This is a genomic window from Citrobacter sp. Cb031 (assembly GCF_030336725.1).
Classification (GTDB): domain Bacteria; phylum Pseudomonadota; class Gammaproteobacteria; order Enterobacterales; family Enterobacteriaceae; genus Citrobacter; species Citrobacter braakii.
Genome location: NZ_JAOWDA010000034.1, coordinates 463086 through 489384, shown reverse-complemented (window position 1 = coordinate 489384; position 26299 = coordinate 463086). Strand labels below are relative to the sequence as shown.

The window sequence follows — 26299 nt, the reverse complement described above, 5'->3', positions numbered from 1 at the left end:
TCAATTCGCTGGCGCAATGATTGCGCTAACACTAAAAATGTTAGCGCAATCATTTGTTATCACCAGGAGAGATTAAAATGTCATTAAGTGCGAATTCCGATGCCGTAACGTATGCCAAATCAGCCAATGCAAAAACCGCGGCTGAAACCGGCGACCGTATCGAGTGGGTTAAGCTGTCCCTGGCTTTCCTTCCTCTGGCAACACCCGTGAGCGATGCCAAAGTGCTGACCGGTCGCCAGAAACCCCTAACCGAAGTTGCCATCATTATCGCGGAGATCCGCAGTCGCGACGGGTTTGAAGGCGTTGGATTTAGTTACTCCAAACGGGCTGGCGGCCAGGGAATCTACGCTCATGCCAAAGAAATTGCCGATAACCTGTTAGGCGAAGATCCAAACGATATCGACAAGATCTACACCAAGCTGCTGTGGGCTGGAGCTTCCGTAGGGCGCAGCGGCATGGCGGTTCAGGCTATCTCCCCTATCGATATCGCCTTGTGGGATATGAAGGCCAAGCGTGCAGGGTTGCCGCTGGCAAAACTATTGGGTGCACACCGGGACTCCGTGCAGTGTTACAACACCTCCGGCGGATTCCTGCATACGCCGCTGGATCAGGTGCTCAAAAACGTCGTTATTTCCCGTGAAAACGGCATTGGCGGCATCAAACTCAAGGTTGGTCAGCCAAACTGCGCCGAGGATATTCGCCGCTTAACCGCGGTGCGTGAAGCGCTGGGCGATGACTTCCCGCTGATGGTCGATGCCAATCAGCAGTGGGATCGAGAAACCGCCATTCGTATGGGACGAAAAATGGAGCAGTTCAATCTGATCTGGATTGAAGAGCCGCTGGATGCCTACGATGTGGAAGGTCACGCCCAACTGGCCGCCGCGCTTGATACCCCGATTGCTACCGGTGAAATGCTGACCAGTTTCCGCGAACATGAACAGCTGATCCTCGGTAATGCCAGTGATTTTGTGCAGCCCGATGCACCGCGTGTGGGGGGAATTTCACCGTTTCTGAAAATTATGGACCTGGCGGCGAAACACGGTCGCAAACTGGCTCCGCACTTTGCCATGGAAGTTCACCTGCATCTGTCCGCCGCTTACCCGCTTGAGCCATGGTTGGAACATTTCGAATGGCTGAACCCGTTATTTAATGAACAGCTTGAGCTGCGCGATGGGCGGATGTGGGTTTCCGACCGTCACGGTCTGGGGTTCAGCATCAGCGAGCAGACACGCCGCTGGACGCAATTAACCTGCGAGTTTGGTAAACGTCCTTAATTTATTTGGCGGGTAAGTAATACCCGCCCTCTTCCCTACAGAAACGCTCTCAACCTTATGAAAGGAGTGGGTGATGAACACAATAATAAAGCGCACAAAAGTGCGTTACGGTATTTTGATATTTCTGTTTCTTGCCACCGTATTTAATTACGCCGATCGCGCGACGTTATCCGTCGTGGCTCCGATTATGAGCAAAGAATTAGGTTTTGATCCCGAAGCAATGGGGCTGGCCTTTTCTGCCTTCGGTATTTCTTATGTCATTATGCAATTGCCTGGCGGCTGGCTACTTGATCGCTACGGTTCTCGTCTGGTATACGGCTGCGCCCTGATTGGCTGGTCGCTGGTGACCATGTTTCAGGGCACCATTTATTTGTACGCCAGTCCACTTGTGGTATTGATTATCTTACGTTTACTGATGGGTGCCATTGAGGCTCCGGCCTTTCCTGCCAACAGCCGATTAAGCGTGCAGTGGTTTCCTAATAATGAACGAGGATTTGTCACCTCAGTTTACCAGGCCGCGCAATATATCTCGTTAGGGGTAATTACACCGTTAATGACGATTATTTTGCATAATCTCAGCTGGCACTTTGTTTTTTATTACATTGGGGCGATTGGCGTTATTCTTGGCATCTTCTGGCTGGTAAAAATCAGAGATCCTATGCATCATCCGAAGGTAAACCAGCAGGAAATTGACTATATCCGGGAAGGCGGTGGCGAACCGTCGCTGGGAAATAAAAAAGAGCCACAGAAGATTACCTTTGCGCAAATAAAAAGCGTCTGCGTCAACCGCATGATGATTGGCGTTTACATCGGGCAGTTCTGCGTGACGTCAATCACCTGGTTCTTCCTGACCTGGTTTCCTACCTATCTGTATCAGGCTAAAGGAATGTCGATCCTTAAAGTGGGGTTTGTCGCCAGTATTCCTGCTATTGCCGGTTTTATCGGTGGATTGTTAGGGGGCGTTTTTTCAGACTGGCTATTAAAACGCGGCTACAGCCTGACGGTTGCTCGTAAGCTACCCGTTATCTGCGGAATGTTACTTTCCTGTGTCATCGTTATCGCTAACTACACCTCGTCAGAATTTGTGGTTATCGCGGCGATGAGTCTGGCATTTTTCGCCAAAGGCTTTGGCAATCTGGGATGGTGCGTACTTAGCGATACTTCACCAAAAGAAGTGCTCGGCATTGCTGGCGGCGTATTCAATATGTGCGGCAATATGGCGAGTATTATCACGCCGCTGGTGATTGGCGTCATTCTGGCGAATACCCAGTCATTCGATTACGCCATTCTGTACGTCGGTTCGATGGGGCTGATTGGCCTGATTTCTTATCTGTTTATCGTGGGGCCGCTGGATCGTATTACGCTGAGCCCGTCCGTCGCGTAATGTAAGCTTATGGCGATAGTTCGCCCGCTGTTCCGGGATTTGCACTCCTGCGGAACAGCGTTTTTTTATTCAAATAATCTTATTATTTTTCAGTACAGTACGCAGTCGCGGGTGCTGGCAAACCGCGTCAGCGATAGCGCTGATATTGGGCGTGTTGTCCTGAAACCAGTCATGCCCCGGCCCCCAGGTGCGCATAACGGCAATATAAACGTCCAGCAGTGTTAGCTGATCGCCAAACGCATACGGCTCAGCGCTTAGCTGGTCGTTCAGCCACATATAAAGCGATTTGCGGTACTCAATACAGTTCTTTTTCAACTGCGCCGCGGCGTCTGGTACCCAGCGTTGTGGATAATCGGCATAGGTAAACGTTGGATAGACATTTGCCACCAGCCATATCAACAGACGCTGAAACTGCTGGCGCTCAGCGTGCCCAACGGGTGGCGCAAGTTCAGGACAACGATCGAGGATCATCAGGGCGATGGCCGCCGTTTCCGTCATCACGTTACCATTTTCCAGTATCAGTGTGGGCACCTGGCACAGCGGATTCATTTTTTTAAGCAACTCCCGCGAAGGCCCGTCGCGGTCAAAACCATCCACATCAATAAAGCTGTAAGGGATCTCCGCCAGTGTGAGCATCACTTCACTGATGGCCGATCCCCAGCCCGGCACCCCATAGACCTTAATCATGCTGCAACCCCCAAAGTTAAAACCCTAAGTGTAGAGCAGCATTCGTCAGTCTATGCAGACCTGCCTATCTTTCCCTTGAAGTTCACAGCACTTTCGACAAGAACTGCTGGGTGCGCGTGTGGCGTGGATGATTCAGCACCTGCTCGCTGCTGCCCTGTTCGACAATTTTGCCATCGACCATAAACACCACCTGATCCGCCACTTCCCGGGCGAACCCAATCTCGTGCGTGACCACAACCAGCGTGGTTCCCGACTGCGCCAGTGCTTTGATGACATCCAGAACTTCGCCTACCAGTTCAGGATCCAGCGCTGAAGTGGGTTCATCAAACAGCATAACGCGTGGATTTAGCGCCAGCGCACGGGCAATAGCGATACGCTGCTGCTGACCGCCGGAGAGATGACGCGACCAGGCATCGGCTTTATTACGCAGGCCAACGGCATCAAGCAGAGTTAATGCCCGCTCGGTGGCGGCTTTACGCGATGCCAGACCGTGCGCAATGGGCGCTTCAATCAAATTCTCCAGCACCGTTAAGTGCGGAAACAGATTAAAATTCTGGAACACATAGCCGACGTTAACGCGCTGGCGCAAAATTTCCGCCTCTTTCAGCTCATACAGCTTGTCTCCCTGCCGACGATAACCAATGTAATCGCCATCGATTTGAATAAACCCTTCATCGACGCGCTCCAGATGGTTGATCGTCCGCAAGAGTGTGGATTTCCCTGAACCGGACGGGCCAAGAATAACCGTTACCGTTCCGGGAGGGATCTCCAGCGACACATTATCCAGCGCTTTGTGGCGACCGAAGTATTTGCTGACGCCGGTAATGGAAATATGGCCTTCAGGCGAGTGGGACATGGACGGCCTCCTGCTGCGGACGTTGACGGTTGCGTTTTTCTGCACGGCTCACCCGGGCGGTATTGATTGCTGAACGTCGCTCGCTGCGGGCCAGCGCGCGTTCGACCAGGTGCTGAATTAACGACAGGACGCTGGTGATCACCAGATACCACACCGCACCCACCATCAGCAGCGGGATCACTTCCTGCGTGCGGTTGTAGATCATCTGGATGGTGTAGAACAGCTCTGGCATTGCCAGCACGTATACCATCGCCGTCCCTTTCGCCAGACTGATGATTTCATTGAAGCCAGCAGGCAAAATGGTGCGCAGCGCCTGCGGCAGAATAATTCGCAGCGTACGTCGCCATGCGGGTAAGCCCAGCGCTGCCGCTGCCTCGTACTGGCCGTGGTCAACTCCTAAAAATCCACCACGAATAATTTCAGCGGTATAGGCGCTTTGCACCAGCGTCAGGCCAACCACTGCGGTGGAAAACTGGCCGAGCACATTGATGGTCTCAAAACTGCCCCATTGAATGGGAGTAAACGGAATACCAATCGCCAGCGTGTCGTACAAATAGGAGAAGTTGTACAAAACGATGAGCACCACAATCAGCGGTAACGAACGAAACAGCCAGATGTATCCCCATGCCAGACCGTTCAGCAACCAGGAAGATGAAAGTCGTGCCAGCGCCAGCAGACCACCGATGATAATACTCAACAGCGTACCGATAAGCGTCAGTAGCAGAGTTTGCCCAAGGCCGGACAAGATAACCGGATCAAAGAACCAACGGGCAAACACGCCCCATTCCCAGCGCGGATTAAACGCCACGGACTGGATAATCACCGCCAGGACAAACAAGGCAATGACTGCTCCTGCGGTGCGCATCGGATAGCGCGCCGGTACGACTTTAATACTCTCCGTCGTTTTCATCTTCTCTCCTCAGGCTATTCTGGCCTGACCGGCGATGGTCAAGAGTTTGGTAAAGCGCAGCCGGCCATCAAACGGTGGCAGGCTGTACTCTTCGGGATCGCGCGCTGTATCAAATTGCGGATCGTAGCCCTGGCTTAAATAAAGTCGCACGGCCTCTGGCTGGCGAAATCCCGTGGTCAGATAAATCCGGCTGTAGCCCGCCAGCAGCGCCCTGCGTTCCAGCTCCTGCACCACGCGCGCCGCCAGCCCCTGCTGACGCAGGCTGCTTTTCGTCCAGATGCGCTTAATCTCGGCGGTGTCTTTGTCGTAAGGTTTGTAGGCCCCGGTGGCGATAATCTCGCCGCTGCGCTCCAGTACCACGAAAAGTCCCTGCGGTGCCAGATACCATTCGGTCAGCTCCACTTCAGCGTCGCGAGAAAAATAATCGCCATAGCGGGCGGCATATTCACCGAACAGACCGTTCAAAATTGGCTGCAGCTCGCTGGCTTCAGGTGAGACCACGCGAAATTGATCGCTCACGATGACCTCCTTAGTCGCCTAAACCGGCCGGGTTGATTTCAGATTGCGGAATACGTTCCACCCCTTCTCCCCAGCGGTTCAGCACCTTGTCATAGTCGCCGTTGCCAATTACGCCGTTGAGGGCGGTTTGTACCGGCAGAACCAGACCGCTGTCCTTTTTCAGCGTCACAGCGATGTGTGCCGCTTTTGGCCAACCGCCATCAACGCTGCCCACCCGTTGCGTTTTACCGTTGAGTGCAGCTTTCCACGCGCCGATAACGTTAGGGCCGAAGTAAGCATCGGCACGGCCTGACTGCAGGGCCAGGGTTTGCGCGGCATCATCTTTGGTATACACCGGCGTAAACGGCTGCAACCCTTTCTTCACGTTCTCATCGTTCCAGGCGAGCAGGATGGCTTCCTGATTTGTCCCCGAACCGACGATGATGCGCAGACCGGCGATATCTTCTGCCTGCTCGATTTTCTTCAGCTTACTGCCGGTTTTGACGTAGAAGCCAAGGGAGTCCTTACGATACGTCGCGAAATCGAATTTCTCTTTGCGGGCTTTGGTGACGGTAATATTGCTGATCGCGGCATCATATTTGCCGGACGTGACGCCCAGCGGCCAGTCTTCCCATGACGTGGGCACGACGTTGAGTTCCAGCCCCAGACTGTCAGCCACCAGACGAGCGATGTCCGCCTCGCTGCCGATCAGTGTCTTATTGTCATCGGCAAAGACGGTCAGCGGCGGCTGGCTTAACCCGGCAATCGCCACGGTGAATTTACCCGGTACGGCCAGGTGCAGGTTCGCGGGCAACTGCGCAATCGCCTGCGGATTTTTTGCCGTATTGATTGGCGTTTTATTGGCTTCCAGGCTTACGCCCGTACCGTTAATAGTCACATCATTTGCCCAGACGTTAGCGCTGAAAGCCAGTGACAGCGCGAGGAAGACTGATTTTTTCTGCATAGCGTTTTTCTCTTATTGTGTGAATTGGTTTGCAGGTGTCGCGAGTCCCAGGCTTGCGCGCAGGGTCGTACCGGGATATTCATGGCGGAACAGGCCACGCGCCTGAAGCACGGGGACAACCTGTTCGACAAAACGCGGGAAGGTATCTGGCGTTCCCCCCTGGATGATAAAACCGTCTGCGGCTTTTTCGTCGAACCACTGCTGAAGACCATCGGCAACCTGTTGCGGCGTACCGCTGAAACGTGGGCGTGGACTGGCCGCTTCCAGAGCAACCTGGCGTAGCGTTAGGCCACGCTCACGCGCGTTGCGTTTGATCTCATCAGTCGTACTGCGAAAGCTGTTTTGTCCAAGGGAACCCAGATCCGGGAACGGTGCGTCCAGTGGATATTGGGCGAAATCATGATGTTCAAAGTAGCGGCCCAGGTAGTTCAGCGCGTCGGTAATAGAGACCAGCGCAGCGGTAGTCTGATACTGCTGCTCAACGTCCTCTGCGCTGTCGCCAACAATCACGCTGACGCCCTGGAATATATGCAGTTGTTCGGGATGTCGCCCGGCGTAGGCCAACTGGCTTTTTACATCCTGATAGAACTCTTTGGCCTCCGCCAGCGACTCCTGATGGGTAAAAATAGCATCGGCATGCTGCGCCGCTAATTTCTTACCATCCTGTGAAGCGCCCGCCTGGAATATAATCGGACGGCCTTGTGGCGTGCGCCCAATATTTAACGGACCTGCGACCTGAAAATAATCTCCATGATGGTTAAGCGTGTGCAGTTTTTGCGGATTAAAAAATTCTCCGCTTGCCTTATTACGGGTAAAAGCATCATCTTCCCAGGAATCCCACAGTCCTTTCACCACCTGTAAATATTCATCGGCGATACGATAACGCAAGGCATGTTCTGGATGCTGGGCACGGGAATAGTTCTTTGCCGAACCCTCCAGAGGTGATGTGACCACGTTCCATCCGGCTCGCCCCTGGCTGAGATGATCAAGGCTGGCGAACTGCCGTGCGGTAGTAAACGGCTCGCTGTATGATGTGGATACCGTGCCAACCAATCCCAGATTCTGGGTAATGCTGGCCAAAGCAGATAATACCGTCAGCGGCTCAAAGCGATTTAAAAAGTGTGGGATTGATTTTTCATTAATATACAGTCCATCGGCGACAAAAATAAAATCCAGCTTCCCTTTTTCCGCAATAAGCGCCGTCTCTTTGACAAAATCAAAATTAATACTGGCATCGGCCTGTGCCGCCGGATGACGCCATGCGGACATATTTCCCGCTGCGCCATGCAGAATAGTGCCGAGCCGTAGTTGCCGATTTTCAGCCATAATAACCCCTACCCAACAGGTAAACTTAAAGATGTGCGAATGCCGTTTTTGCTAGCTGTGCAAAGTAATGCGCGGCAGGTTCAATTAAACGTTCGTCCGGATTAAAGCCCGGGTGATGTAATCCGTATTCACTGGCGCTGCCAATACTGACAAATGCGCCAGGCGTATTTTGCAGATAGACGGCAAAATCCTCGCCGCCCATATGCAGGTCGGCATGGTGGGTGGTGTAGCCTGATTGTTTCGCCACGGCGGTGGCGATATCGGCCCAACGTGCATCGTTTACCAACGCGGTCGGCCCTGCATGCCAGATAACGTCGATTTGTGCGCCAAAGGCGTGGGCAAAACCGGCGGCGATGTCATTAACCCGTGCTTTAACCTGCTGCTGCACCGAAGTCCGGTGCGTTCTGAGCGTCCCTTCCAGCTCAACGGATTCTGGCAACACATTCCATGTATTTCCTCCCTGAATACGGGTCACGCTAAGCACCACTGAATCCAGTGTGTTAACGTCGCGACTGGCAACGCTTTGCAACACCGTGACCAGTTGGCTGGCGAGCAGGATGGCATCTCTGCCTTCATGCGGACGCGCCGCATGTGCGCCCTTGCCATTAATACGCAGCACGAAGCGATCGACGTTGGCATAGAACGCGCCGCCGCGTGTGGCAAATTCCCCCACTGGTAAACCTGGCTCATTGTGCATGCCGAAAATAGCCGCAACGTTGTGCAGCGCACCGGCGCGGATCAGCGTTTTTGCGCCACCGAAACTCTCTTCAGCGGGCTGAAACAAAATACGTACGCGCCCCGGTAAGTGTGTTTCCTGTTGTTTAAGCAGCAGCGCGGCGCCCAGCATGACGCTGGTGTGGACGTCATGCCCGCAGGCATGCATCACTCCCGGCGTGAGGGAGCGAAACGGAACATCGGCGCTTTCTTCTATCGGTAGCGCATCGATATCCGCTCGCAGCGCGATGACCTCTTCTCCCTGCCCGATTTCCGCGACCAGACCGGTTTTCAGGTCGAACGGTAAAATCTCGACGTCCGCTGCGTGCAGCCAGGCGTGAATGCGCGCCGTCGTTGCCACCTCTTGCAGGGAAAGTTCCGGGTGCTGGTGTAATTCACGACGCCAGTTGATAAGCGTTGAGGCCAGAGTCATCAGAGCACCTCCACGGCGTTATGGGCTTGCGCCAACAACCGCAGCGATGTCAGACGCGCATGACCTTCCGCCACTGGCGTGTCGATAATGAACTCCTCAATGCCAAATTGCGTATGCAGGGCATTCAGCTTCGCCATCACCTCCTGAGCCGTGCCGTGTAACAACGCCTGCTCACGACGCGCGATTTTGCGTGGCGGACTGCCGGCCTGCGCGGCGAATGCCAGCGCCTGCTCTTCGCTGGCTACCGTGACACGTTGACCATTCTCCAACTCCACGCCCCAGATTTGCACGTTTTCCGCAAGCTGCGCGGCGGTATCGCTACTGTCAGCCACAATCACCTGGACGGCAACTATCGTCGGACGTGCGCTGTGGGTCTGCCAGAAGGACAAAACGTCACGCAATAACGCGCGGTCACCGTTGAAGTGTGCCGCGAAGATAAAATGCCAATTGAATTGCGCTGCTAACTGTGCGCTTTGCACACTGGCTCCCAGGACAAATCCTTCCGGCGGTATCGGTGGGATTGGCGTCGGAAATACCGTTTCCCCGCTTTCCGTGCCGCTCAGCGTTAGCCAGTCGTTAAGCTGGGAAAGTTGGTCGGCAAAACTGCCTTTTTCATCCTGATGCACTCCTTGCTGTAGTGCCTGAGTCGACAGTGGTAAGCCGCCAGGGGCTTTCCCTACGCCGAGATCGACACGCCCGGGTGCCAGCGAGGCCAGAAGATTGAAGTTTTCCGCCACTTTGTACGGGCTGTAATGTTGCAGCATCACGCCACCGGAGCCAACGCGAATACGCTGGGTTTGCCCGAGGATCCAGGCAATCACCAGCTCCGGTGATGGGCTGGCCAGCTGTGGCGTATTATGGTGTTCCGCGATCCAGAAACGATGGTATCCCCACTCTTCTGCCCGCTGCGCCAGACGTAACGTCCGGGCAAGTGCAATCGCGGCGGTTTCACCTTCCCCGAGGGGGCTTTTATCCAGAATACTCAGGCGATATGACATGTTACGGGCCTATGCTTGTTAACATGTCATTATTATTAAATTATCAGATAACCATGCAGAAACATTTAATTCACATTTGCTCAGCTAAAAAGTAGATAACCAGCCCTGACGCTGTCAGGGTTAAAATTCGGATCGCCTTGTACTGGTCGGAACACGAAACTGAAAACACGCGGAATGTATGGCCTACAAAATATAATAGGGTCGTTGGTCTCACGGGAATAACATCCAAATCATTTCATGCCAGTTTTCTTTTTGCGAAAACGTTTTTTAACGCGATTTACGTTAAGTCAGGTTAAATGACTTAAAACGTTATGCGGTTGTATAAAATGTTTCAGTTTTATGACCCTGAATGAATATTCCACAGAGATTTTTTAATTTAAATACTTCCACAGAAATGATGATTAGTAGAGAATGCAGCGTTTCTTATTAAAACGGTTTAAAACGGCTTTTTAATATTCCTCCCGATTTTATTGCGGGAATTTTTGTATGGATTATGCATATCATTATGGGGCCTCTATGAAAAGTAACATGCCCGTTACACAAATTGAGCACGCACTTAACGACAAAGCGACGCTGCTTTCAACGACGGATAAAGAAAGTCATATTACCTACGCTAACTCTGCTTTTATCGATGCCAGCGGATTTAACGAAGATCAATTAATGGGCGAAGCGCATAATATTATTCGCCATCCTGACATGCCTCCCGCTGCATTCGCCGATATGTGGTACACGCTACAGCAGGGAGACAGCTGGACGGGTATGGTGAAAAACCGCCGCCAAAATGGTGACCATTACTGGGTTCGCGCCAACGTTACGCCGGTCTGGCACAATGAAAAACTCACCGGTTACATCTCAGTGCGTACCGTTCCTTCGCGTGATGAAATAACTCACAGCGAAAGTTTATACCAAAAAATGAATAGTCAGCAGTTTAAAGGCTTTCGACTTTTTAAAGGGATTATCATTCGTCGCGGCTTATTGGCATGGACCTCCATGTTTAAATGGCTGAATATCAGCCAGCGCGTCAATTATTCTTTAGGGGTGACGGCCCTGCTCGCTTTGTTATTTATCTTCGCCCCGTTTAATCCATTTATTCAGTCGGGTGGCTTGCTGGTGTTATTTCTGGCACTGGCTATTTACCTTAAGTATCAAATTTGTCAGCCAGTTAATACGCTCCTGACGCAAATGAAGAAAGTGGTGTCCGGACGTAAACCTGATAACTGTCATTTAAATCGGGTGGATGAGATCGGAATGCTAATGCGACTGGTTAATCAGTCCGGGCTTAATCTGAATTCTCTGGTCGATGACGTCAGTACGCAAATTTCCGGTATTCGCGCTATCAGTCAGCGGGTGTCAAAAGAAGGTACGGCGCTGCATCAGCGTTCAGAAGAAACCTCTGCCGACCTGCAACAAACCGCTGCGGCCATTGAAGAAATTGGTAGCGCGGTACAACAAACCGCTGAGACGGCGGCACATACCATGACCATGGCCGATAAAACCAGCGCCAACGCTGCAGAAGGCGGCGATATCATGAAACAAACTATCGCCATGATGCAGGCGATATCGCGTGACAACGGGCAGATCGTTGACATCATTGGCGTGATCGACAGCATCGCCTTTCAGACCAATATTCTGGCGCTTAATGCCGCGGTTGAGGCCGCGCGAGCCGGGGAATCCGGGCGTGGCTTCGCCGTTGTCGCGGCAGAAGTCCGCAATCTGGCCCAACACTCGGCGTCTGCGGCAAAAGAGATCAAACAGCTTATTGAGAAGAACGTCGCCAATGTTAATAGCGGCGTCAAAATGGTGGAGCAAACGGAAACGCATCTCACCGGGATGATTGGGGATGTACTGCAGATGTCGATGATGATCAAAGACATTAGTCTGGCCACGCGTGAGCAAACCCAGGCTTTGGATCTGATTAACGATTCAATTTCACGCGTTGGCACCATGACACACAATAATGCCGAGATGGTGGAGCGCGTCACCGACGCCACCGCCGATCTGACCCAGCGTTCATCACGCTTACAGCAGGCCGTTCAGGTCTTTGGCGTATCGGCATAACGTTACGGCGCTTATTGGGTGAATGTCTCGATAAGCGCACTCCTCTACATGGGGTTCTACGCCGGAACCGCCGAAATTTCCGGTCCGTTGCTTTTAGTGATCTTTCGGTACCTCAATGACTCCATCAGCAATGCCCTGAGCCAGCCTTTCCATCCATTTTGCAAAGCGAAATATCCAGGGTATTGCAGGTATCTGGACTTTTGAAGCGCTGTCCATCACCCGTTTAAAGGCATCCATATAGTCATAACAGCCCTGCAATAATTGAGCATCACCATTATCATGAACTATCTTCGCTAACTGCTGTTGTTCAGCAGTTAAGTCGACCATTTTCTTTCCTCCTTTGGTGCCCCTCGTCATCAGGCACAACAACGATCGTTCCATGAGTCTCGATAGATAATATTACCCTCCGTATACTTCCAGGTAATCGCCTCATAACGCAACTCGAGCGTTTCAAGGTGAGTACTACTCATACCGTTAGGTGACAGGTATGGCGCAACCGTTGTGAACTTGACGTTTTCCAGAATGATATTGAAATACTCCGCCTCGATGCCCGATTCCAGGATACGGTACATCTTGATTGTCGCCTTCTTCATTGTTCGGCCTTCACAGACAGCGCGGTACAGGAGCGGTGTTGTCTGATCAAATTCCTTCACTATCGTGATCGGGCTATGAACGCGCGTCCCTGTAAGTTTGCCCCAATTGGGGTCTACTGGAATGGTTACGCCGTGCGAAAATGATTTTAATTCGATGGAACCCAAACGCAGGGGCATTAAACAACTGCCAACAATCGGCGATCCATTTTCATCTTCAAGCCATAAATGAGCGGGAGTAGACATATAATTTCCTTATCAGTGATGATTTAAGTAACTGTGATATTAACGCTGTCACCATTTACAGTAACGCGTGAAAATAACAATCATAACTATGGCGAATACGCCTGTAGGCCAGACAGGGCTGTCAGGGAAAAAATATCCCTGGAGCAATGCGAAAATAATCGTAAAAATGACAGGTCCGTACAGCGATGATAAAAACCTGAGCTGCCACAGTAGAAATTTCTTTAGTGATCGAATCATGGTTATCTGATCATCCGGGTGATGATATGTGCTATACCGGAATCAGATGACCATTGCGCTTCAATTGCGCCCGCGCGCTCAAATACCGGTTCAATCAGGAAATACATCATATCCAGTTGTTGCATGTAAAGTGCAGAGTAATAAGCTGGATACTGGACGTGTAGACGACGAGCACTATCCGCCGCTTTCTGAACCAAGCCGTACGTGGCCACAACCCCCGCAGTCGTACCCGCTGCACGTCCCGTAAGAGCACTGAGTTGCATACTTAGATGCAATCCGATACGGACGCTGGTAGCGACCGCTAAAGCGTACCCCGCACCGGTAAGGGTGCTGGACGCGATATGAACATTTACAGCCATAAGTGCTTTTTTAATATGCTCTAATTGGGCATTAGTTTTGTATTTGAATACTTCTTCAAAGTAGACACGAAGCATTTCATAGACAACGTCACCATGCTGGATAATGCGAATAACAGCATTCCTGAAGCGCAGATCCTCCGTTTTTTGCTGCTGGCAAATATCATTATATTCATCGGTAAAGCAGGACGTGTAATACAGCAGACGGGTAGCGCCCTTTCCCAAGGTTTCAACTTGATTTGTAACCTGCTGACCGACGGCAGAAACTGCATGATCGAGCTTTAATGCAAGGATCCTGTTAGCCTGTAGATAACTGATGACTTCATTGTTGTTGTACATAACCGCTCCATGCTAATTTCATTACATCCAGTTTTTCATTACTTTTCTCGGGAAAGCGTCCGATAAAAGGATTCGTCAGCACATAAAAAATGCCTGATCCAGCCTGCGGGCACATTGTTCTGGACCTTATCACACGCGAAAAAAGCAATCTTGATCGCATCGTCGCCACGCCTGGGCTGAAGGAAATGACGTAGGGAACGCTGATCCGCAAGTTATGTACATATACAACGGCCAACCCGACAAGACAGGCGATATTTGAATACGATCGGCTGGTTCGCAGTATTTACACGCTGAAGTATCTGCGTGACCCGCAGTTGGAACGCAATATCCGTCGCTCCCAGAATCGCGTTTAATCTTATCACCAGTTACGTGCATCAGTCGCCAAAGTCGGCGGTAAGAAAGAGTTAACAGGGAAAAATGATACTGAAACGGACATCAGTACCCAGTGTGGGCGCTTGATCTCCAATGCGATCATTTATTACAACTCCGTGTTCCTGTCACGTTTGCTGGAGAGACTGGAAGCCGAAGATAATACCAAAGGCGTCGAGGCGCTGACCCGGATATCACAGATGGCCTGCAGCACATTTTACTGAACGGGCATTACACCCTCCAGAGCAGCAATGAACTTATCGATCTGGATACTCTTGTTGCCGGACTTAAACTGGGTTTCGGCGGTTCCGGCGTAGAACCTCTACAGGTATAAACGCCCTTCTCCTTTATTGGCTGAATCGAGGCCACACCGCGCCAGTACCGGCTGCATAAAAATGCTGAATTCTTGTTACCGGGGCTTTGCGGAACCAATCAATTGAATGTAGGATGCTCGGCCGGCAGTTTTGCCCCGTAACACAATGAAGGGTAAGGCTGTTTTCGCCGCAGCTGGTGCGGCAAAAAGGATGTTGTATTTTTGTCAGGTCAACAGGAATCGTAATGAACACAAACAACACGCAAGCCGCGGAACAACATGCGGCGAAACGACGCTGGTTGAATGCTCACGAAGAGGGGTATCACAAAGCGATGGGCAATCGACAGGTACAAATGATCGCCATTGGCGGCGCAATTGGTACCGGGTTGTTTTTAGGGGCAGGCGCACGCCTGCAGATGGCCGGCCCGGCTTTGGCGCTGGTCTATCTGGTATGCGGTATTTTTTCGTTCTTTATACTGCGCGCGCTCGGCGAACTGGTTTTACATCGCCCTTCCAGCGGTAGCTTCGTTTCCTACGCCCGTGAATTTTTAGGTGAGAAAGCCGCCTATGTGGCTGGCTGGATGTACTTCATCAACTGGGCGATGACCGGCATTGTCGATATCACCGCGGTGGCGTTGTATATGCACTACTGGGGCGCGTTTGGCGACGTGCCGCAGTGGGTGTTCGCCCTCGGCGCGCTGGCTATTGTCGGCACCATGAACATGATCGGCGTGAAGTGGTTCGCGGAGATGGAGTTTTGGTTTGCGCTGGTTAAGGTACTGGCAATTGTGATTTTCCTGGTGGTGGGTACCGTTTTTTTAGGTACCGGAAAGCCGCTGGATGGTAACGCCACGGGTTTTCACCTGATTACCGACAACGGCGGCTTCTTCCCGCATGGCCTGTTGCCTGCGCTGGTACTGGTACAGGGTGTGGTTTTCGCCTTTGCCTCTATTGAACTGGTGGGTACCGCCGCCGGTGAGTGCAAAGATCCGCAAACGATGGTGCCGAAAGCAATCAATAGCGTTATCTGGCGTATTGGTCTGTTCTATGTGGGTTCTGTCGTGCTGCTGGTTCTGCTACTGCCCTGGAACGCCTATCAGGCGGGGCAAAGCCCGTTTGTTACCTTCTTTTCCAAACTGGGCGTGCCGTACATTGGCAGTATCATGAATATTGTGGTGCTCACCGCGGCGCTTTCCAGCCTTAACTCAGGGTTGTACTGCACCGGGCGTATTTTACGCTCCATGTCGATGGGCGGTTCGGCACCGAAATTCATGGCTAAAATGAGCCGTCAACAGGTGCCCTGGGCCGGGATCCTCGCCACGCTGGTCGTGTATGTCGTCGGGGTATTCCTGAACTATCTGGTGCCGTCACAGGTGTTTGAGATCGTGTTGAACTTCGCGTCACTGGGCATTATTGCGTCGTGGGGATTTATCATGGTCTGTCAGATGCGTCTGCGCCGGGCCATAAAAGAAGGTAAAACGGCAGACGTCAGCTTTAAACTGCCGGGCGCACCGTTTACCTCGTGGTTAACGCTGCTGTTCCTGGTGAGCGTACTGGTATTGATGGCGTTTGACTATCCAAACGGCACCTATACCATCGCGTCATTACCGCTGATTGCCATCCTGCTGGTCGCGGGCTGGTTCGGCGTGCGTAAACGCGTTGCAGAGATCCACCGCACCGCGCCATAACGGCAGAAGGCCTGACAGGTTAATCCTTCAGGCCTTCTTTTTTAGTTCGCTTCAATCAACTGCGCTACGTCGTAGCTGTTAATTTCCCGCGCATTCCCATCCTGATCGGTATAGCTGGTCATTCCCGTGTCTTTATCCAGTTTTGGCTTACCCTGGGTGGTGATGGTTTGTCCGCTTTTGGTCGTCATAACGTAATCGGTGGTGCATCCTGCCAATGTAAACAGCATTACGCCTGCACAAAGACAGATAAATGGCTTTTTCATGGTATTCCCGTGTTATTCAGTTAGCCGTTGAGGGCGTAGTGTAAGTCCCTGAAGTAGGTCAGGCTACTGGCGGGGTGTAACGAGGCGTATCGGGGGATTTAGAGAAGTGACAGGAGGGGTTTCCCCCTCCGGTTAATTACAGCGCAATACGAATAACATCGTCCGGCTGGGTGGCTTCCTGCTCGCGGGTGGACTTCTGTTTCACGCTCACGTACAGGGTTTTACCGTCGGCGGAGAGCGCCAGGCTATTCGGGAATGTTGGGGTCTCGAACGTTTTAACGACTTTATAGCTTTTCGCGTCGATCACGCTCACTTTGCCGGCCTGACGATGGGTCACGTAGGCCTCGTTACGCGCCGGGTTAAACAGCACGGCCAGGGATTCCGGCGCGGCGACTTTTGCCAGGACGTTGCCATTACGGGTGTCGATTACCAGCACTTCCGCCGCTTTAGAGTCGGTGACAAAGGCGCGGTTGCCCGCCGTGTCCAGGCTCAGGTTGATGAAGAAATGCTCTTTTCCATCATCCAGCAGCTTTTTACGGCTGAGAATTTTGTTGGTGGTGGTATCGATGGTGATGAATTCACCGTCTGCATTGGCGGTGTACAGGCGTTTAGCCTTGCTGTCGACAGCCAGAGCGGTGCTCATTTTGCCGGTATTTTGAATGGTGTCCTTCAATGTAATGGCATCACCGTCCACCACCCAAATCACGCTCTCTTTACCAATACCGCTAATGTATACCGTGTTGGTGGCGTCATCGGCGACCAGCTCACGCGGCTGCAGTGGGCGAACGTCTTCAGAACGCTTACGCGCATCCAGCACCAGACGTCCTTTCACCGCGCCCGTTTTGGCATCCATTGCCGTCACCGCGCTGTTTACTGTGTTGCCGAACCACAGCGTTTGCGTGGCGTTGTTGATGGTGGCGCCAAACGGTTTGAGATCGTTATGAATAACCTGGGTCACTTCGAGGGTGACCGGGTCAAGACGGTAAACCACCCCGCCGGTATCCAGTTTGCGGCTCTGCGAAGTCGCCAGCCACAGCGCGTTCTCTTGCTGACTGTATGCCATTTCATAGGCGCCTTTGCCCACGGCTTTGCGCAGCAGTTCTTCTGCAGCCTGCGTAGTAAAAGATGATGCAACGAGCAGTGAACCTAACAGTAAAGAACCACGCAGACGCGGCGAAAACAGATGACGTAAAGACATGACGACTCCCTTTGATAAATTCGTTTGTTACTGCTTCACATAGCTTCAATGAGCAAAATCATGGTTTTGCCCTTTTTAAGAATGAGAATAGTAATCATTATTCATCTCAAAGTGGAGCACTTCTTCACATATTGACTACAATCGTTGTCATTGCCCGAAAAATTAGCGCAATTCAGCAGCGCTGAAATTCATCTTTTATAAAAAAATTCACGCGCTTATCGCCGGTTTTACGGCGTAAGCATCATTAACTGGCCTTGTTCATGACGATTTTTGCATCCCGCTACACTGCACTTCCTGTTTCTTTACTGCCTGTCTTCCTCTCGCCTTATGCCGTGGCAGAAAGTGAGATAAACGATCAAACGCTGATCGTTAGCGCGACACCACAGTCCATTTCTGAACTGGACACCCCTGCCGCCGTCAGCGTCGTTGACGGAGAAGATATGCGTCTGGCAACGCCGCGAATTAACCTGTCTGAATCCCTGACCAGCGTCCCTGGGCTACAGGTGCAAAATCGGCAGAACTACGCCCAGGATCTCCAGTTGTCGATTCGCGGATTTGGTTCGCGAACCACTTATGGCATCCGCGGCATTCGTTTGTATGTCGACGGGATCCCGGCAACCATGCCGGATGGGCAGGGTCAAACATCCAATATTGATATCAGCAGCGTACAAAATATTGAGGTTTTACGCGGCCCCTTCTCTGCTCTGTATGGCAATGCGTCTGGTGGAGTGATAAATGTCAGCACTGAAACGGGACATGAGCCGCCAACCATTGAAGCCAGCAGTTATTACGGCAGTTTTGGCAGTTGGCGCTACGGGTTAAAAGCAACGGGCGCATTGGGCGATGGCACACAGCAAGGGGATGTGGATTACACCGTTTCAACAACCCGGTTTACTACCCATGGTTATCGCGATCGCAGCAGCGCACAAAAAAATCTGGCCAATGCCAAACTGGGCGTGCGCATGGACGATACGAGCAAACTAACCCTGATTTTCAATAGCGTAGAGAGTAAAGCTGACGATCCTGGTGGTCTTACCGAGTCAGAGTGGCAGGCCAATCCGCAGCAATCTCCCCGCGCTGAGCAATACAACACGCGAAAAACCATCAAGCAGACCCAGGCGGGGTTGCGCCATGAACGCCAGCTTAGCGCGAAGGATGATATCAGCATCATGACTTATGCGGGCGAGCGTGAAACCACTCAGTATCAGTCAATCCCGATGGCCCCGCAGTTAAAACCCTCTCATGCCGGAGGCGTTATTACCCTGCAACGTCATTATCAGGGGATAGACAACCGCTGGACTCACCGTGGCGAGCTGGGTATACCCGTGACCTTCACCACCGGTCTGAATTACGAAAACATGAGCGAAAACCGTAAAGGCTACAACAACTTTCGCCTTGATGATGGCGTGCCAGAATATGGTCAGAAAGGCGACTTACGACGTAACGAACGTAACCTGATGTGGAATGTCGATCCCTATCTGCAAACCCAGTGGCAATTAACGCAGAAACTCTCGCTGGATGCCGGGGTTCGCTACAGTTCGGTGTGGTTTGATTCTAACGATCGCTATATTACGCCTGGTAACGGAGATGACAGCGGTGACGCCAGCTATCACCAGTGGTTACCTGCCGGATCGTTAAAATACGCCATCACCGATGCCTGGAACGTCTACCTGGCCGCGGGACGCGGGTTCGAAACGCCCACCATCAACGAGTTGTCTTACCGCTCCGACGGCCAAAGTGGGATGAATTTTGACCTACAGCCTTCCACAAACGATACCGTGGAAATCGGCAGTAAAACGCGTATCGGCGATGGGCTGTTTACCGCAGCGCTATTCCAGACCGATACCGATGACGAGATCGTGGTTGACAGCAGTAGCGGCGGGCGGACAACCTACAAAAACGCTGGAAAAACCCGCCGTCAGGGAGGTGAGTTATCCTGGGACCAACGCTTTGCCGCAAGCTGGCGCGTAAAAGCTGCATGGACCTGGCTGGATGCGACCTACCGCAGCAACGTCTGTGGCGATCAAAACTGCAACGGCAACCGCCTGCCTGGCATTGCGCAAAACATGGGATTTGCTTCGCTGGGCTACGTGCCTGATGAAGGTTGGTATGCGGGAACTGATGTTCGTTATATGAGCAACATTATGGCCAATGATGAAAATACGGCGCAAGCCCCGTCCTATACCGTAGTGGGTTTAAATACCGGCTATAAATTTTATTACCGCAGTCTGATGTTCGACCTGTTCGGTCGGGTGGATAATCTGTTTGATAAGTCCTACGTCGGTTCGGTGATAGTGAATGAGGCAAATGGTCGATATTACGAACCGGCGCCAGGACGAAACTATGGCGTAGGGATTAATCTGGCCTGGCGTTTTGAGTAACACTGGCGGGAATGACTCCCGCCATCCGTTTTACGCATCGTCTGCAAGACGAATCACCACTTTACCGAAGTTTTTGCCGGTCAGCAGGCCGATAAAGGTCTGCGGCGCATTTTCCAGACCGTCGGTGATTTGCTCGCGGTAATGGATTTTGCCCTCTTTAACCCAGCGCCCCATTTCCCGCTGAAACTCCTGAATGCGGTGACCATAATCCTGACCAATGATAAAGCCCTGCATCCGAATTCGCTTTTTCAGCAGCGTTGCCATCAGCAAAGGTAATCTATCGGGTCCGCCTGGAAGCGATGTGGCGTTGTAACCACTGACCAGTCCGCACAGCGGAATGCGCGCAGAGGTATTGAGTAATGGCAGAACGGCGTCAAATACCTTACCGCCAACGTTTTCGTAGTAAATATCGATCCCCTGCGGACAGGCTTTTGCCAGCTGTTGCGCAAAATCTTGTGCATGGTGATCGAGGCAGACATCAAAGCCTAATACCTCGGTGGCATGTCGGCATTTCTCTGCCCCGCCTGCAACCCCGATCACCCGGCAGCCTTTGAGCTTACCAATCTGCCCTACCGTTGCGCCAACCGGGCCGGTGGCGGCGGCCACAACCAGCGTTTCCCCTGCTTTTGGCTGACCGATATCCAGCAGCCCCATATAAGCAGTAAATCCTGGCATCCCCATCACTCCCAGCGCCCAGGAGGGATGTTCGGGATTATCGCCAAGCTTCACCAGCCCGTTACCGTCGGAGATGTCATAGTCCTGCCAGCCGCTGTAGCTCAGCACCCACTCGCCTGGCTGGTAATCAGGATGGTTGGATGACACCACGCGACTCACGGTCCCGCCAACCATCACGCCGCCAATCTCTACCGGCGGGGAGTAAGACGGCTCATCGCTCATGCGTCCACGCATGTAGGGATCGAGGGAAAGAAAAATGGTGCGTAGCAAAACCTGGCCTTCACCCGGCGTTGCCACCTCATCGTCTTCAAGACGGAAGTTTTCCGGGACCGGCGCGCCATGCGGGCGGGAAGCCAGTACCCAGCGGCGATTGCGATTAGTCTGTTGACCCATGATGTGCTCCTCTGCTTTTGGCATGATTCCATCAATAGTAGCAGCCTGTGTCCGCCAGTTAGCTGACGACATGATTTAACCGCACAACCAGGTAAACGCAGGGTTGTGCGGTTTCATTGATAAACCGACAATCATTCGGCGGGCCAAGCTCCAGGCAATCGCCAGCCCGCATTTCATGACGCACGTCCCCTTCCACAAAGACCAATTCCCCCTGCTGTAGCCAGATAAGTTGTCTTGCCTGCACGTAGGAAGAGGCTGGCATCGGGATGTCGCTTCCAGCGGGCAATTCTATCTGCACCAGATCAATAGGCAGATCGCTGCGCGGTGAAACGTGGCGGCGCAGATAGTGGCTTTGCGGGTCGTGCCAGACAGGCTGATCAGCGAAGCGCAGCAGCTTGCCCTCCTGCATTTCGGCCCGCGCCATCAGCATAGACATGCTGATACCAAAGGCACCGGAGAGCCTGCCCAGCAGCGTGGCCGTTGGGCTGCTCTCACCGCGCTCTATTTTATGGATCATCGCCCGCGACACGCCTGCGCGCTCAGCGAGTTCCGTCAGAGACCAGCCGCGAGACTCCCGCTCAATGCGAATTCTTGCACCGATCCGTTGATTTATGCTGTCTTCAATAGTATTCATATTGTAATACTATAGTGAACAATCCCTGAGGTTCAACATGTCCATTCGATTTGCCAGCAAAGAAGACTGTGCCACCATTGCAGAAATCTACAACCACGCGGTACTGCATACGGCGGCTATCTGGAACGATCAAACGGTCGATGCCGAAAACCGTATCTCATGGTATCAAGCCCGCCAGTTGATGGGCTATCCGGTGCTGGTGAGTGAAGAGAATGGCGTGATTACAGGGTACGCCTCCTTTGGCGACTGGCGTAACTTTGATGGATTCCGTCATACCGTTGAACATTCGGTATATGTTCATCCTGCTCATCAGGGTAAAGGCCTGGGACGAGCGCTGCTCAGCAGACTGATAGAAGAAGCCCGCGCGTGCGGCAAGCATGTGATGGTTGCGGGCATTGAGTCTCAGAATCAGGCGTCGCTGCATCTGCACAGCACGCTGGGTTTTAAAACCACCGCGCAAATGCCACAGGTTGGCACGAAATTTGGGCGCTGGCTGGATCTGACTTTTATGCAGTTGCAGTTAGACGATCGCCGCGAACCGGATGCCAGCAGATGAACCAGACGCTAACCCTCTCCTTTCTGATTGCCGCAGGTATTGGTCTGGTGGTGCAAAATACCTTGATGGTACGCATCACGCAGACGTCCTCGACGATTCTCATCGCCATGTTACTTAACTCGCTGGTCGGGATCGTGCTGTTTGTCAGCATACTGTGGTTTAAGCAAGGTATGGCGGGGTTTGGGGAACTGGTTTCCAGCGTGCGCTGGTGGACGCTAATCCCTGGCTTGCTGGGATCGTTCTTTGTTTTTGCCAGCATCAGTGGATACCAAAATGTGGGCGCTGCAACCACTATCGCGGTGCTGGTGGCCAGCCAGTTAATCGGCGGACTGGTGCTGGATATTCTGCGCAGTCATGGCGTACCGCTGCGGGCGTTGGTGGGGCCGGTCTGCGGCGCGGTGCTGCTGGTTGTTGGGGCCTGGCTGGTGGCGAGACGTTCGTTTTAATTGCGCTTATCCGGCCTGAACATGCAGGCCGGATAAGGTGTTACTTCGCCATCTGGCAACAACGAATTAAAGGATTGTGCCGCCTTTGGTCAACTGTTCGCGACGGGTTTCCATATCCTCTTTATGCTGACGGCCATGATGTGCGATAGCCGTACGCAAACGCTGTTGCTGGGTGTAACGTTCTTCCCGGCTCAGCACGACATCATCGCTGAGTTCAATCAGCAATTCATTCATATGCGTAATGACGCTCTCTTCAATGGCGGCATCAACACGTGCGCTGACCTCATCCAGATGCGACATAACCTCTCCTTAACTCATTAATTTAATTTTGCTTTTGAAAAATCGCTGCCCATCAAGCTAACGCTGTATCCGCTGACGTTGCTGCGCGTCGCGTAAAACGTTTTCCCGTTTGCCAACGCAATCCACGGAGCCTGCTGGTAGAAAATCTCTTGCGACTGCTGGTAAAGCGCGGCGCGTTCTTCCGGTTTACTCACCAGTTTCGCCTTTTGAACCAGCGAATTATACTCTTTATCGCACCAGCGCGCGGCGTTAGATCCGGTTTTAATGCTGTCACAGCCCAGCAGTACATCGGCGAAGTTGTCCGGATCGCCGTTGTCTGACATCCAACCGAACAACGCGGTGTCATGCTCACCTTTACGCATTCCGGAGATATATTCGCCCCACTCGTACGACACAATTTTCGCCTTCACGCCAACCTTCGCCCAGTCGCTTTGGATCATCTCGGCAATCCGTCGGGAGTTCGGGTTGTATGGGCGCTGAACCGGCATTGACCACAGCGTCGCTTCAAAGCCGTTTTCCAGTCCCGCCTGTTTCAGCAGATCTTTCGCTTTCTGCGGGTCGTAAGCGTAATCCTGCAGATCTTTATTGAACCCCAACATATTCGGCGGAATTTGCGATTTTGCCACCGTACCGGAACCTAAAAAGACGGCGTTAATAATGGCCTTTTTGTCTGTCGCGTAGTTAAGCGCCTGACGCACCAGCACGTTATCAAACGGTTTTTTCTCGGTATTAAACGCCAGATAGCCGACGTTCAGCGCTTCAACCGAATGCAGCGTCAACTCTTTATTCTTCTTAATCTCATCAAACTGTACGGGCGCAGGTGCCGGAATTATCTGGCATTCATTGGTTTGCAGTTTCGCCAATCGGGTCTGAACGTTTGGCGTGATTGAGAAGATCAGGTGCTTCGTGGGGACGGCGCCGTCCCAGTAGTTCGGGTTGGCGAGATAGCGGATTTGCGAATCCTGCTTGTACTGCTGCAACACGTATGGCCCGGTGCCAATTGGCCAGTTATCGACGTTTTCCGGAGTGCCTTTTTTCAGCATCACGTCGGCATATTCCGCAGAAAGGATGGAGGCAAAATCCATTCCCCAGTCGGCAAGAAACGCGGCATTAGGTTCATTAAGGATAAACTGAACGTGATAATCATCGACCTTCTTCACTTCTTTAATCAGTTTATCCAGACCGACATCGTTGAAGTATTCGTAGCTTCCCTGAGAAATTTTGTGGTACGGATGATCGGCATCTTTCTGTCGTAATACCGAGAAAACAACGTCATCAGCGTTGAAGTCACGGGTTGGTTTGAAGAATTTATTACTGTTGAATTTCACGCCCTGACGCAGGGTAAAAGTGTAGGTCTTACCGTCCGGCGAAATCGTCCAGTCCGTTGCCAGAGACGGAACTGGCGTATTTTTTACCGGATCAAAGTTGATGAGTCGGTTGTAGAGCACCTGTGAGCTGGCCACAAACGATGGACCGGAACTGGCGATTTGCGGGTTAAATGACTCTGGCGACGCTTCTGAGCAGTAAATGAGAGTGTCAGTATTGGCCGCGAACGCCGCGCCTGATGGTAAGACGGCGCTGAGCGCCAGCGCGAGTAACGTTTTCCTTGCAATCATGGTTATAAGCCTTCTTATTTTATTATTAACCGGGATATCAGAGCATAGCTGACAAAAACTGACCAATAACAAATCACTATCAGGTTATTCTAATCCGGTGTATTTCGCTGAATAATTCATCACCCTAAGCGAATTAATTTCCCTTAAGTCTTTTTCAAAACGTCAAGATTTTTCCCGGCACTCTATGCCATGAAAATTCGCCCCTTTTTGCCTCTCTTCCACCGTTTGCTCGTTTTTATAAAACGTAAAGTAGATACGTGAAGAAGTCTAAGGGGTAACAACGTGGCAAAAACTCTCTTGCGCAGCGGCAATTTGGATGACTATCAGGCCGTGGGCGGCGGTGGTCAGGCCGTGTTTGATTCAGCATTGCAAATTCGTGAAACGCTTCGCCTGCGTAAACAGCAGGCGATGGTGGATTGTCTGGCGATCCCACAAATTAACGACAACGGCGATCGCGTTGACTGGTATTCGCCGATTGAAGGGAAAGCCGTTGCATGGAAAGCCGCTGATGAAGAGGCCCGTTTTCGTGCGCTGCGCTATCTGGGAAGCACGCTGGAAAATGCGGCGGCGCTGAGCCGTAAAAGTCTGCAATCGGGTAAAACCTCCCTGCAACTGTTTGGCTCACTGCTGGAAAAAGCCATCCAGTTTCCTGGTGAGAATCACGTGTTTCTGGTTGAAGGTAAACCCGTTATTACGTTCTGGGGTTTCGTCAATCTGAATGAAAATCCTCGCGACGATGTGCTCGATTGCCTGCGCCTTGCCGATATTCCTCCGGTCGTCACCGTAGCAGAGCCTGAGCCGGAAGAAGAAATCACTGCCCAAATCACCTTTGTCGAGGCCGACGCACCTTTGCTGACTCCAGTGGTTGAGCTACCTAAACCGGCTGAACCTGAACATGAACTACAACCCCCGGTCGTTGTTAACGAACCGGAAGTCTCGCCGCCGCTCGCACAGAAGAAACCCGCACGCCGCCTGCCGCTGTGGAGCCTGCCCGTTGCCGCGGTGATCATTGCAGCCATGGTTGGGCCGCTGCTGTGGAAGCAACAGACCACCCAGCCCGTACCCGCTGTTCCCCCAAGAGATGTCGCTAAGGCAGATATAGCACCGCTGCCAGAACTGACATCTGCACTGCCGCTGCATCGGGCTGAAGTGGTTCCGGTCGCCAAAAAAGAAAAACCTGTCGAGGGACCGGTCGTGATCGCCGCGATTCCGAAAGATGCGCTGGTGATGGATGCCAACCAGATGAAGGCAGGAACGACGCGTTTTCTCAACGGTAACTGGCGCGTAATGGTTGATGTTAAAGATCCGGTTAGCGGTAAAGCGCCGTCGCTGCGCTATCAGATCCAGGCCAATAAAGGTACTGCGCGCGTGGTTCATGGCGACAATATTGTTTGTCGTGCCGAGATTTTCTCCGGTTTGCATCAGTCAGGTGAATTAATGATTAAGAGTCGCGGGAATGCCCGTTGTACGGACGGGTCACGTTATCCGATGCCGGAAATTACCTGCAAAGCGGGAACCAATGACGTCGCCGCCTGTACCGCACGTTATGACGATCACGCGGAAATCCCTCTGACGATCAAAAAGATAGGTGCCTGAT

The 26299-nt window shown here is 52.3% G+C and carries 25 protein-coding genes and 1 pseudogene; 9 read left to right on the top strand and 17 right to left on the bottom strand.

Annotation, left to right across the window (positions count from 1 at the left end):
* The first annotated feature begins 77 nt into the window (after nucleotides 1-77).
* Nucleotides 78-1274 carry an L-talarate/galactarate dehydratase gene (locus tag OGV93_RS18775; RefSeq protein WP_016153126.1) on the top strand — a complete coding sequence of 399 codons (1197 nt, stop codon included), beginning with the start codon at nucleotides 78-80 and terminating at the stop codon, nucleotides 1272-1274.
* Nucleotides 1275-1347: 73 nt separating this feature from the next.
* Nucleotides 1348-2658 (top strand): MFS transporter, encoded by a 1311-nt coding sequence (locus tag OGV93_RS18770; RefSeq protein ID WP_016153127.1) that lies wholly within the window; start codon nucleotides 1348-1350, stop codon nucleotides 2656-2658.
* A gap of 69 nt (nucleotides 2659-2727) precedes the next feature.
* Here OGV93_RS18770 and OGV93_RS18765 read toward each other — a convergent pair whose 3' ends face one another.
* From OGV93_RS18765 to OGV93_RS18735, 8 genes are all read right to left on the bottom strand, one after another.
* Nucleotides 2728-3345 carry a glutathione S-transferase family protein gene (locus tag OGV93_RS18765; protein ID WP_016153128.1) on the bottom strand — a complete coding sequence of 206 codons (618 nt, stop codon included), beginning with the start codon at nucleotides 3343-3345 and terminating at the stop codon, nucleotides 2728-2730.
* 82 nt (nucleotides 3346-3427) lie between these two features.
* The gene (locus OGV93_RS18760) at nucleotides 3428-4201 is read right to left on the bottom strand and encodes an amino acid ABC transporter ATP-binding protein (protein WP_016153129.1); all 774 of its coding nucleotides are present in this window, start codon (nucleotides 4199-4201) and stop codon (nucleotides 3428-3430) included.
* Nucleotides 4185-5111: an amino acid ABC transporter permease gene (locus OGV93_RS18755; RefSeq protein ID WP_016153130.1), complete on the bottom strand. Its 927-nt coding sequence runs from the start codon at nucleotides 5109-5111 to the stop codon at nucleotides 4185-4187. Before OGV93_RS18755 ends, OGV93_RS18760 begins: the two co-directional genes overlap by 17 nt.
* Nucleotides 5112-5120: 9 nt before the next feature.
* Entirely contained in the window at nucleotides 5121-5630 is a 510-nt protein-coding gene (locus OGV93_RS18750) for a GNAT family N-acetyltransferase (protein ID WP_016153131.1), read from the bottom strand.
* Between the two features lie 10 nt (nucleotides 5631-5640).
* On the bottom strand, nucleotides 5641-6573 hold the full coding sequence (locus OGV93_RS23960) for an ABC transporter substrate-binding protein (protein ID WP_019076809.1): 933 nt from the start codon (nucleotides 6571-6573) through the stop codon (nucleotides 5641-5643).
* Nucleotides 6574-6585: 12 nt separating this feature from the next.
* A complete protein-coding gene (locus OGV93_RS23955) occupies nucleotides 6586-7899 on the bottom strand; it encodes an LLM class flavin-dependent oxidoreductase (protein ID WP_016153133.1) in 1314 nt (437 codons plus the stop codon).
* Between the two features lie 25 nt (nucleotides 7900-7924).
* Nucleotides 7925-9046 (bottom strand): amidohydrolase, encoded by a 1122-nt coding sequence (locus OGV93_RS18740; RefSeq protein ID WP_094761323.1) that lies wholly within the window; start codon nucleotides 9044-9046, stop codon nucleotides 7925-7927.
* Nucleotides 9046-10044 (bottom strand): MsnO8 family LLM class oxidoreductase, encoded by a 999-nt coding sequence (locus OGV93_RS18735; protein WP_284201617.1) that lies wholly within the window; start codon nucleotides 10042-10044, stop codon nucleotides 9046-9048. The genes OGV93_RS18740 and OGV93_RS18735 overlap by 1 nt, the downstream gene beginning before the upstream one ends.
* 516 nt (nucleotides 10045-10560) lie before the next feature.
* Here OGV93_RS18735 and OGV93_RS18730 point away from each other — a divergent pair.
* On the top strand, nucleotides 10561-12102 hold the full coding sequence (locus tag OGV93_RS18730; protein WP_053389793.1) for a methyl-accepting chemotaxis protein: 1542 nt from the start codon (nucleotides 10561-10563) through the stop codon (nucleotides 12100-12102).
* 93 nt (nucleotides 12103-12195) lie between these two features.
* On the opposite strand, the gene OGV93_RS18725 is transcribed toward OGV93_RS18730, so the two are convergent.
* The 3 genes from OGV93_RS18725 to OGV93_RS18715 form a co-directional block, all read right to left on the bottom strand.
* Nucleotides 12196-12429 carry a hypothetical protein gene (locus tag OGV93_RS18725; RefSeq protein WP_029139542.1) on the bottom strand — a complete coding sequence of 78 codons (234 nt, stop codon included), beginning with the start codon at nucleotides 12427-12429 and terminating at the stop codon, nucleotides 12196-12198.
* Nucleotides 12430-12458: 29 nt separating this feature from the next.
* Nucleotides 12459-12938, bottom strand: coding sequence for an Hcp family type VI secretion system effector (locus OGV93_RS18720; RefSeq protein WP_019076814.1), 480 nt, complete (start codon nucleotides 12936-12938; stop codon nucleotides 12459-12461).
* 239 nt (nucleotides 12939-13177) lie between these two features.
* Nucleotides 13178-13870: a hypothetical protein gene (locus OGV93_RS18715; protein ID WP_131350804.1), complete on the bottom strand. Its 693-nt coding sequence runs from the start codon at nucleotides 13868-13870 to the stop codon at nucleotides 13178-13180.
* A 69-nt stretch (nucleotides 13871-13939) separates the two neighbouring features.
* On the opposite strand from OGV93_RS18715, the pseudogene OGV93_RS18710 reads away from it, so the two are divergent.
* Together OGV93_RS18710 and ansP are read left to right on the top strand one after the other, a co-directional pair.
* A pseudogene (locus OGV93_RS18710) lies at nucleotides 13940-14573 on the top strand (Tn3 family transposase); the annotation flags it as partial.
* A gap of 224 nt (nucleotides 14574-14797) precedes the next feature.
* Nucleotides 14798-16240, top strand: coding sequence for an L-asparagine permease (ansP, locus tag OGV93_RS18705; protein ID WP_047358134.1), 1443 nt, complete (start codon nucleotides 14798-14800; stop codon nucleotides 16238-16240).
* Nucleotides 16241-16281: 41 nt separating this feature from the next.
* On the opposite strand, the gene OGV93_RS18700 is transcribed toward ansP, so the two are convergent.
* Together OGV93_RS18700 and yncE are read right to left on the bottom strand one after the other, a co-directional pair.
* Nucleotides 16282-16503 carry a YgdI/YgdR family lipoprotein gene (locus OGV93_RS18700; protein WP_287109957.1) on the bottom strand — a complete coding sequence of 74 codons (222 nt, stop codon included), beginning with the start codon at nucleotides 16501-16503 and terminating at the stop codon, nucleotides 16282-16284.
* 136 nt (nucleotides 16504-16639) lie between these two features.
* Nucleotides 16640-17701: a 7-bladed beta-propeller protein YncE gene (yncE, locus tag OGV93_RS18695; RefSeq protein ID WP_046275590.1), complete on the bottom strand. Its 1062-nt coding sequence runs from the start codon at nucleotides 17699-17701 to the stop codon at nucleotides 16640-16642.
* Between the two features lie 260 nt (nucleotides 17702-17961).
* Between yncE and pqqU the strand changes: the two genes are divergently transcribed.
* Complete coding sequence (gene pqqU / locus OGV93_RS18690; protein WP_287109955.1) at nucleotides 17962-20082, top strand: TonB-dependent receptor PqqU; 2121 nt, start codon at nucleotides 17962-17964, stop codon at nucleotides 20080-20082.
* A gap of 30 nt (nucleotides 20083-20112) precedes the next feature.
* Here pqqU and curA read toward each other — a convergent pair whose 3' ends face one another.
* Both curA and OGV93_RS18680 read right to left on the bottom strand, forming a co-directional pair.
* Nucleotides 20113-21150: an NADPH-dependent curcumin/dihydrocurcumin reductase gene (gene curA, locus OGV93_RS18685; protein ID WP_016156570.1), complete on the bottom strand. Its 1038-nt coding sequence runs from the start codon at nucleotides 21148-21150 to the stop codon at nucleotides 20113-20115.
* A 58-nt stretch (nucleotides 21151-21208) separates the two neighbouring features.
* Entirely contained in the window at nucleotides 21209-21784 is a 576-nt protein-coding gene (locus tag OGV93_RS18680) for a helix-turn-helix domain-containing protein (protein ID WP_016153140.1), read from the bottom strand.
* Between the two features lie 37 nt (nucleotides 21785-21821).
* Between OGV93_RS18680 and OGV93_RS18675 the strand changes: the two genes are divergently transcribed.
* A complete protein-coding gene (locus OGV93_RS18675) occupies nucleotides 21822-22340 on the top strand; it encodes a GNAT family N-acetyltransferase (RefSeq protein ID WP_287109953.1) in 519 nt (172 codons plus the stop codon).
* Nucleotides 22337-22786 (top strand): DMT family transporter, encoded by a 450-nt coding sequence (locus OGV93_RS18670; protein WP_016156572.1) that lies wholly within the window; start codon nucleotides 22337-22339, stop codon nucleotides 22784-22786. Before OGV93_RS18675 ends, OGV93_RS18670 begins: the two co-directional genes overlap by 4 nt.
* A 66-nt stretch (nucleotides 22787-22852) precedes the next feature.
* Here OGV93_RS18670 and OGV93_RS18665 read toward each other — a convergent pair whose 3' ends face one another.
* A complete protein-coding gene (locus OGV93_RS18665; RefSeq protein ID WP_016153143.1) occupies nucleotides 22853-23086 on the bottom strand; it encodes a YdcY family protein in 234 nt (77 codons plus the stop codon).
* Nucleotides 23087-23103: 17 nt separating this feature from the next.
* Nucleotides 23104-24702 carry an ABC transporter substrate-binding protein gene (locus OGV93_RS18660; RefSeq protein WP_287109951.1) on the bottom strand — a complete coding sequence of 533 codons (1599 nt, stop codon included), beginning with the start codon at nucleotides 24700-24702 and terminating at the stop codon, nucleotides 23104-23106.
* A 282-nt stretch (nucleotides 24703-24984) separates the two neighbouring features.
* Between OGV93_RS18660 and OGV93_RS18655 the strand changes: the two genes are divergently transcribed.
* Nucleotides 24985-26298, top strand: coding sequence for an SrfA family protein (locus tag OGV93_RS18655; protein WP_213239653.1), 1314 nt, complete (start codon nucleotides 24985-24987; stop codon nucleotides 26296-26298).
* Nucleotide 26299 lies beyond the last annotated feature (1 nt).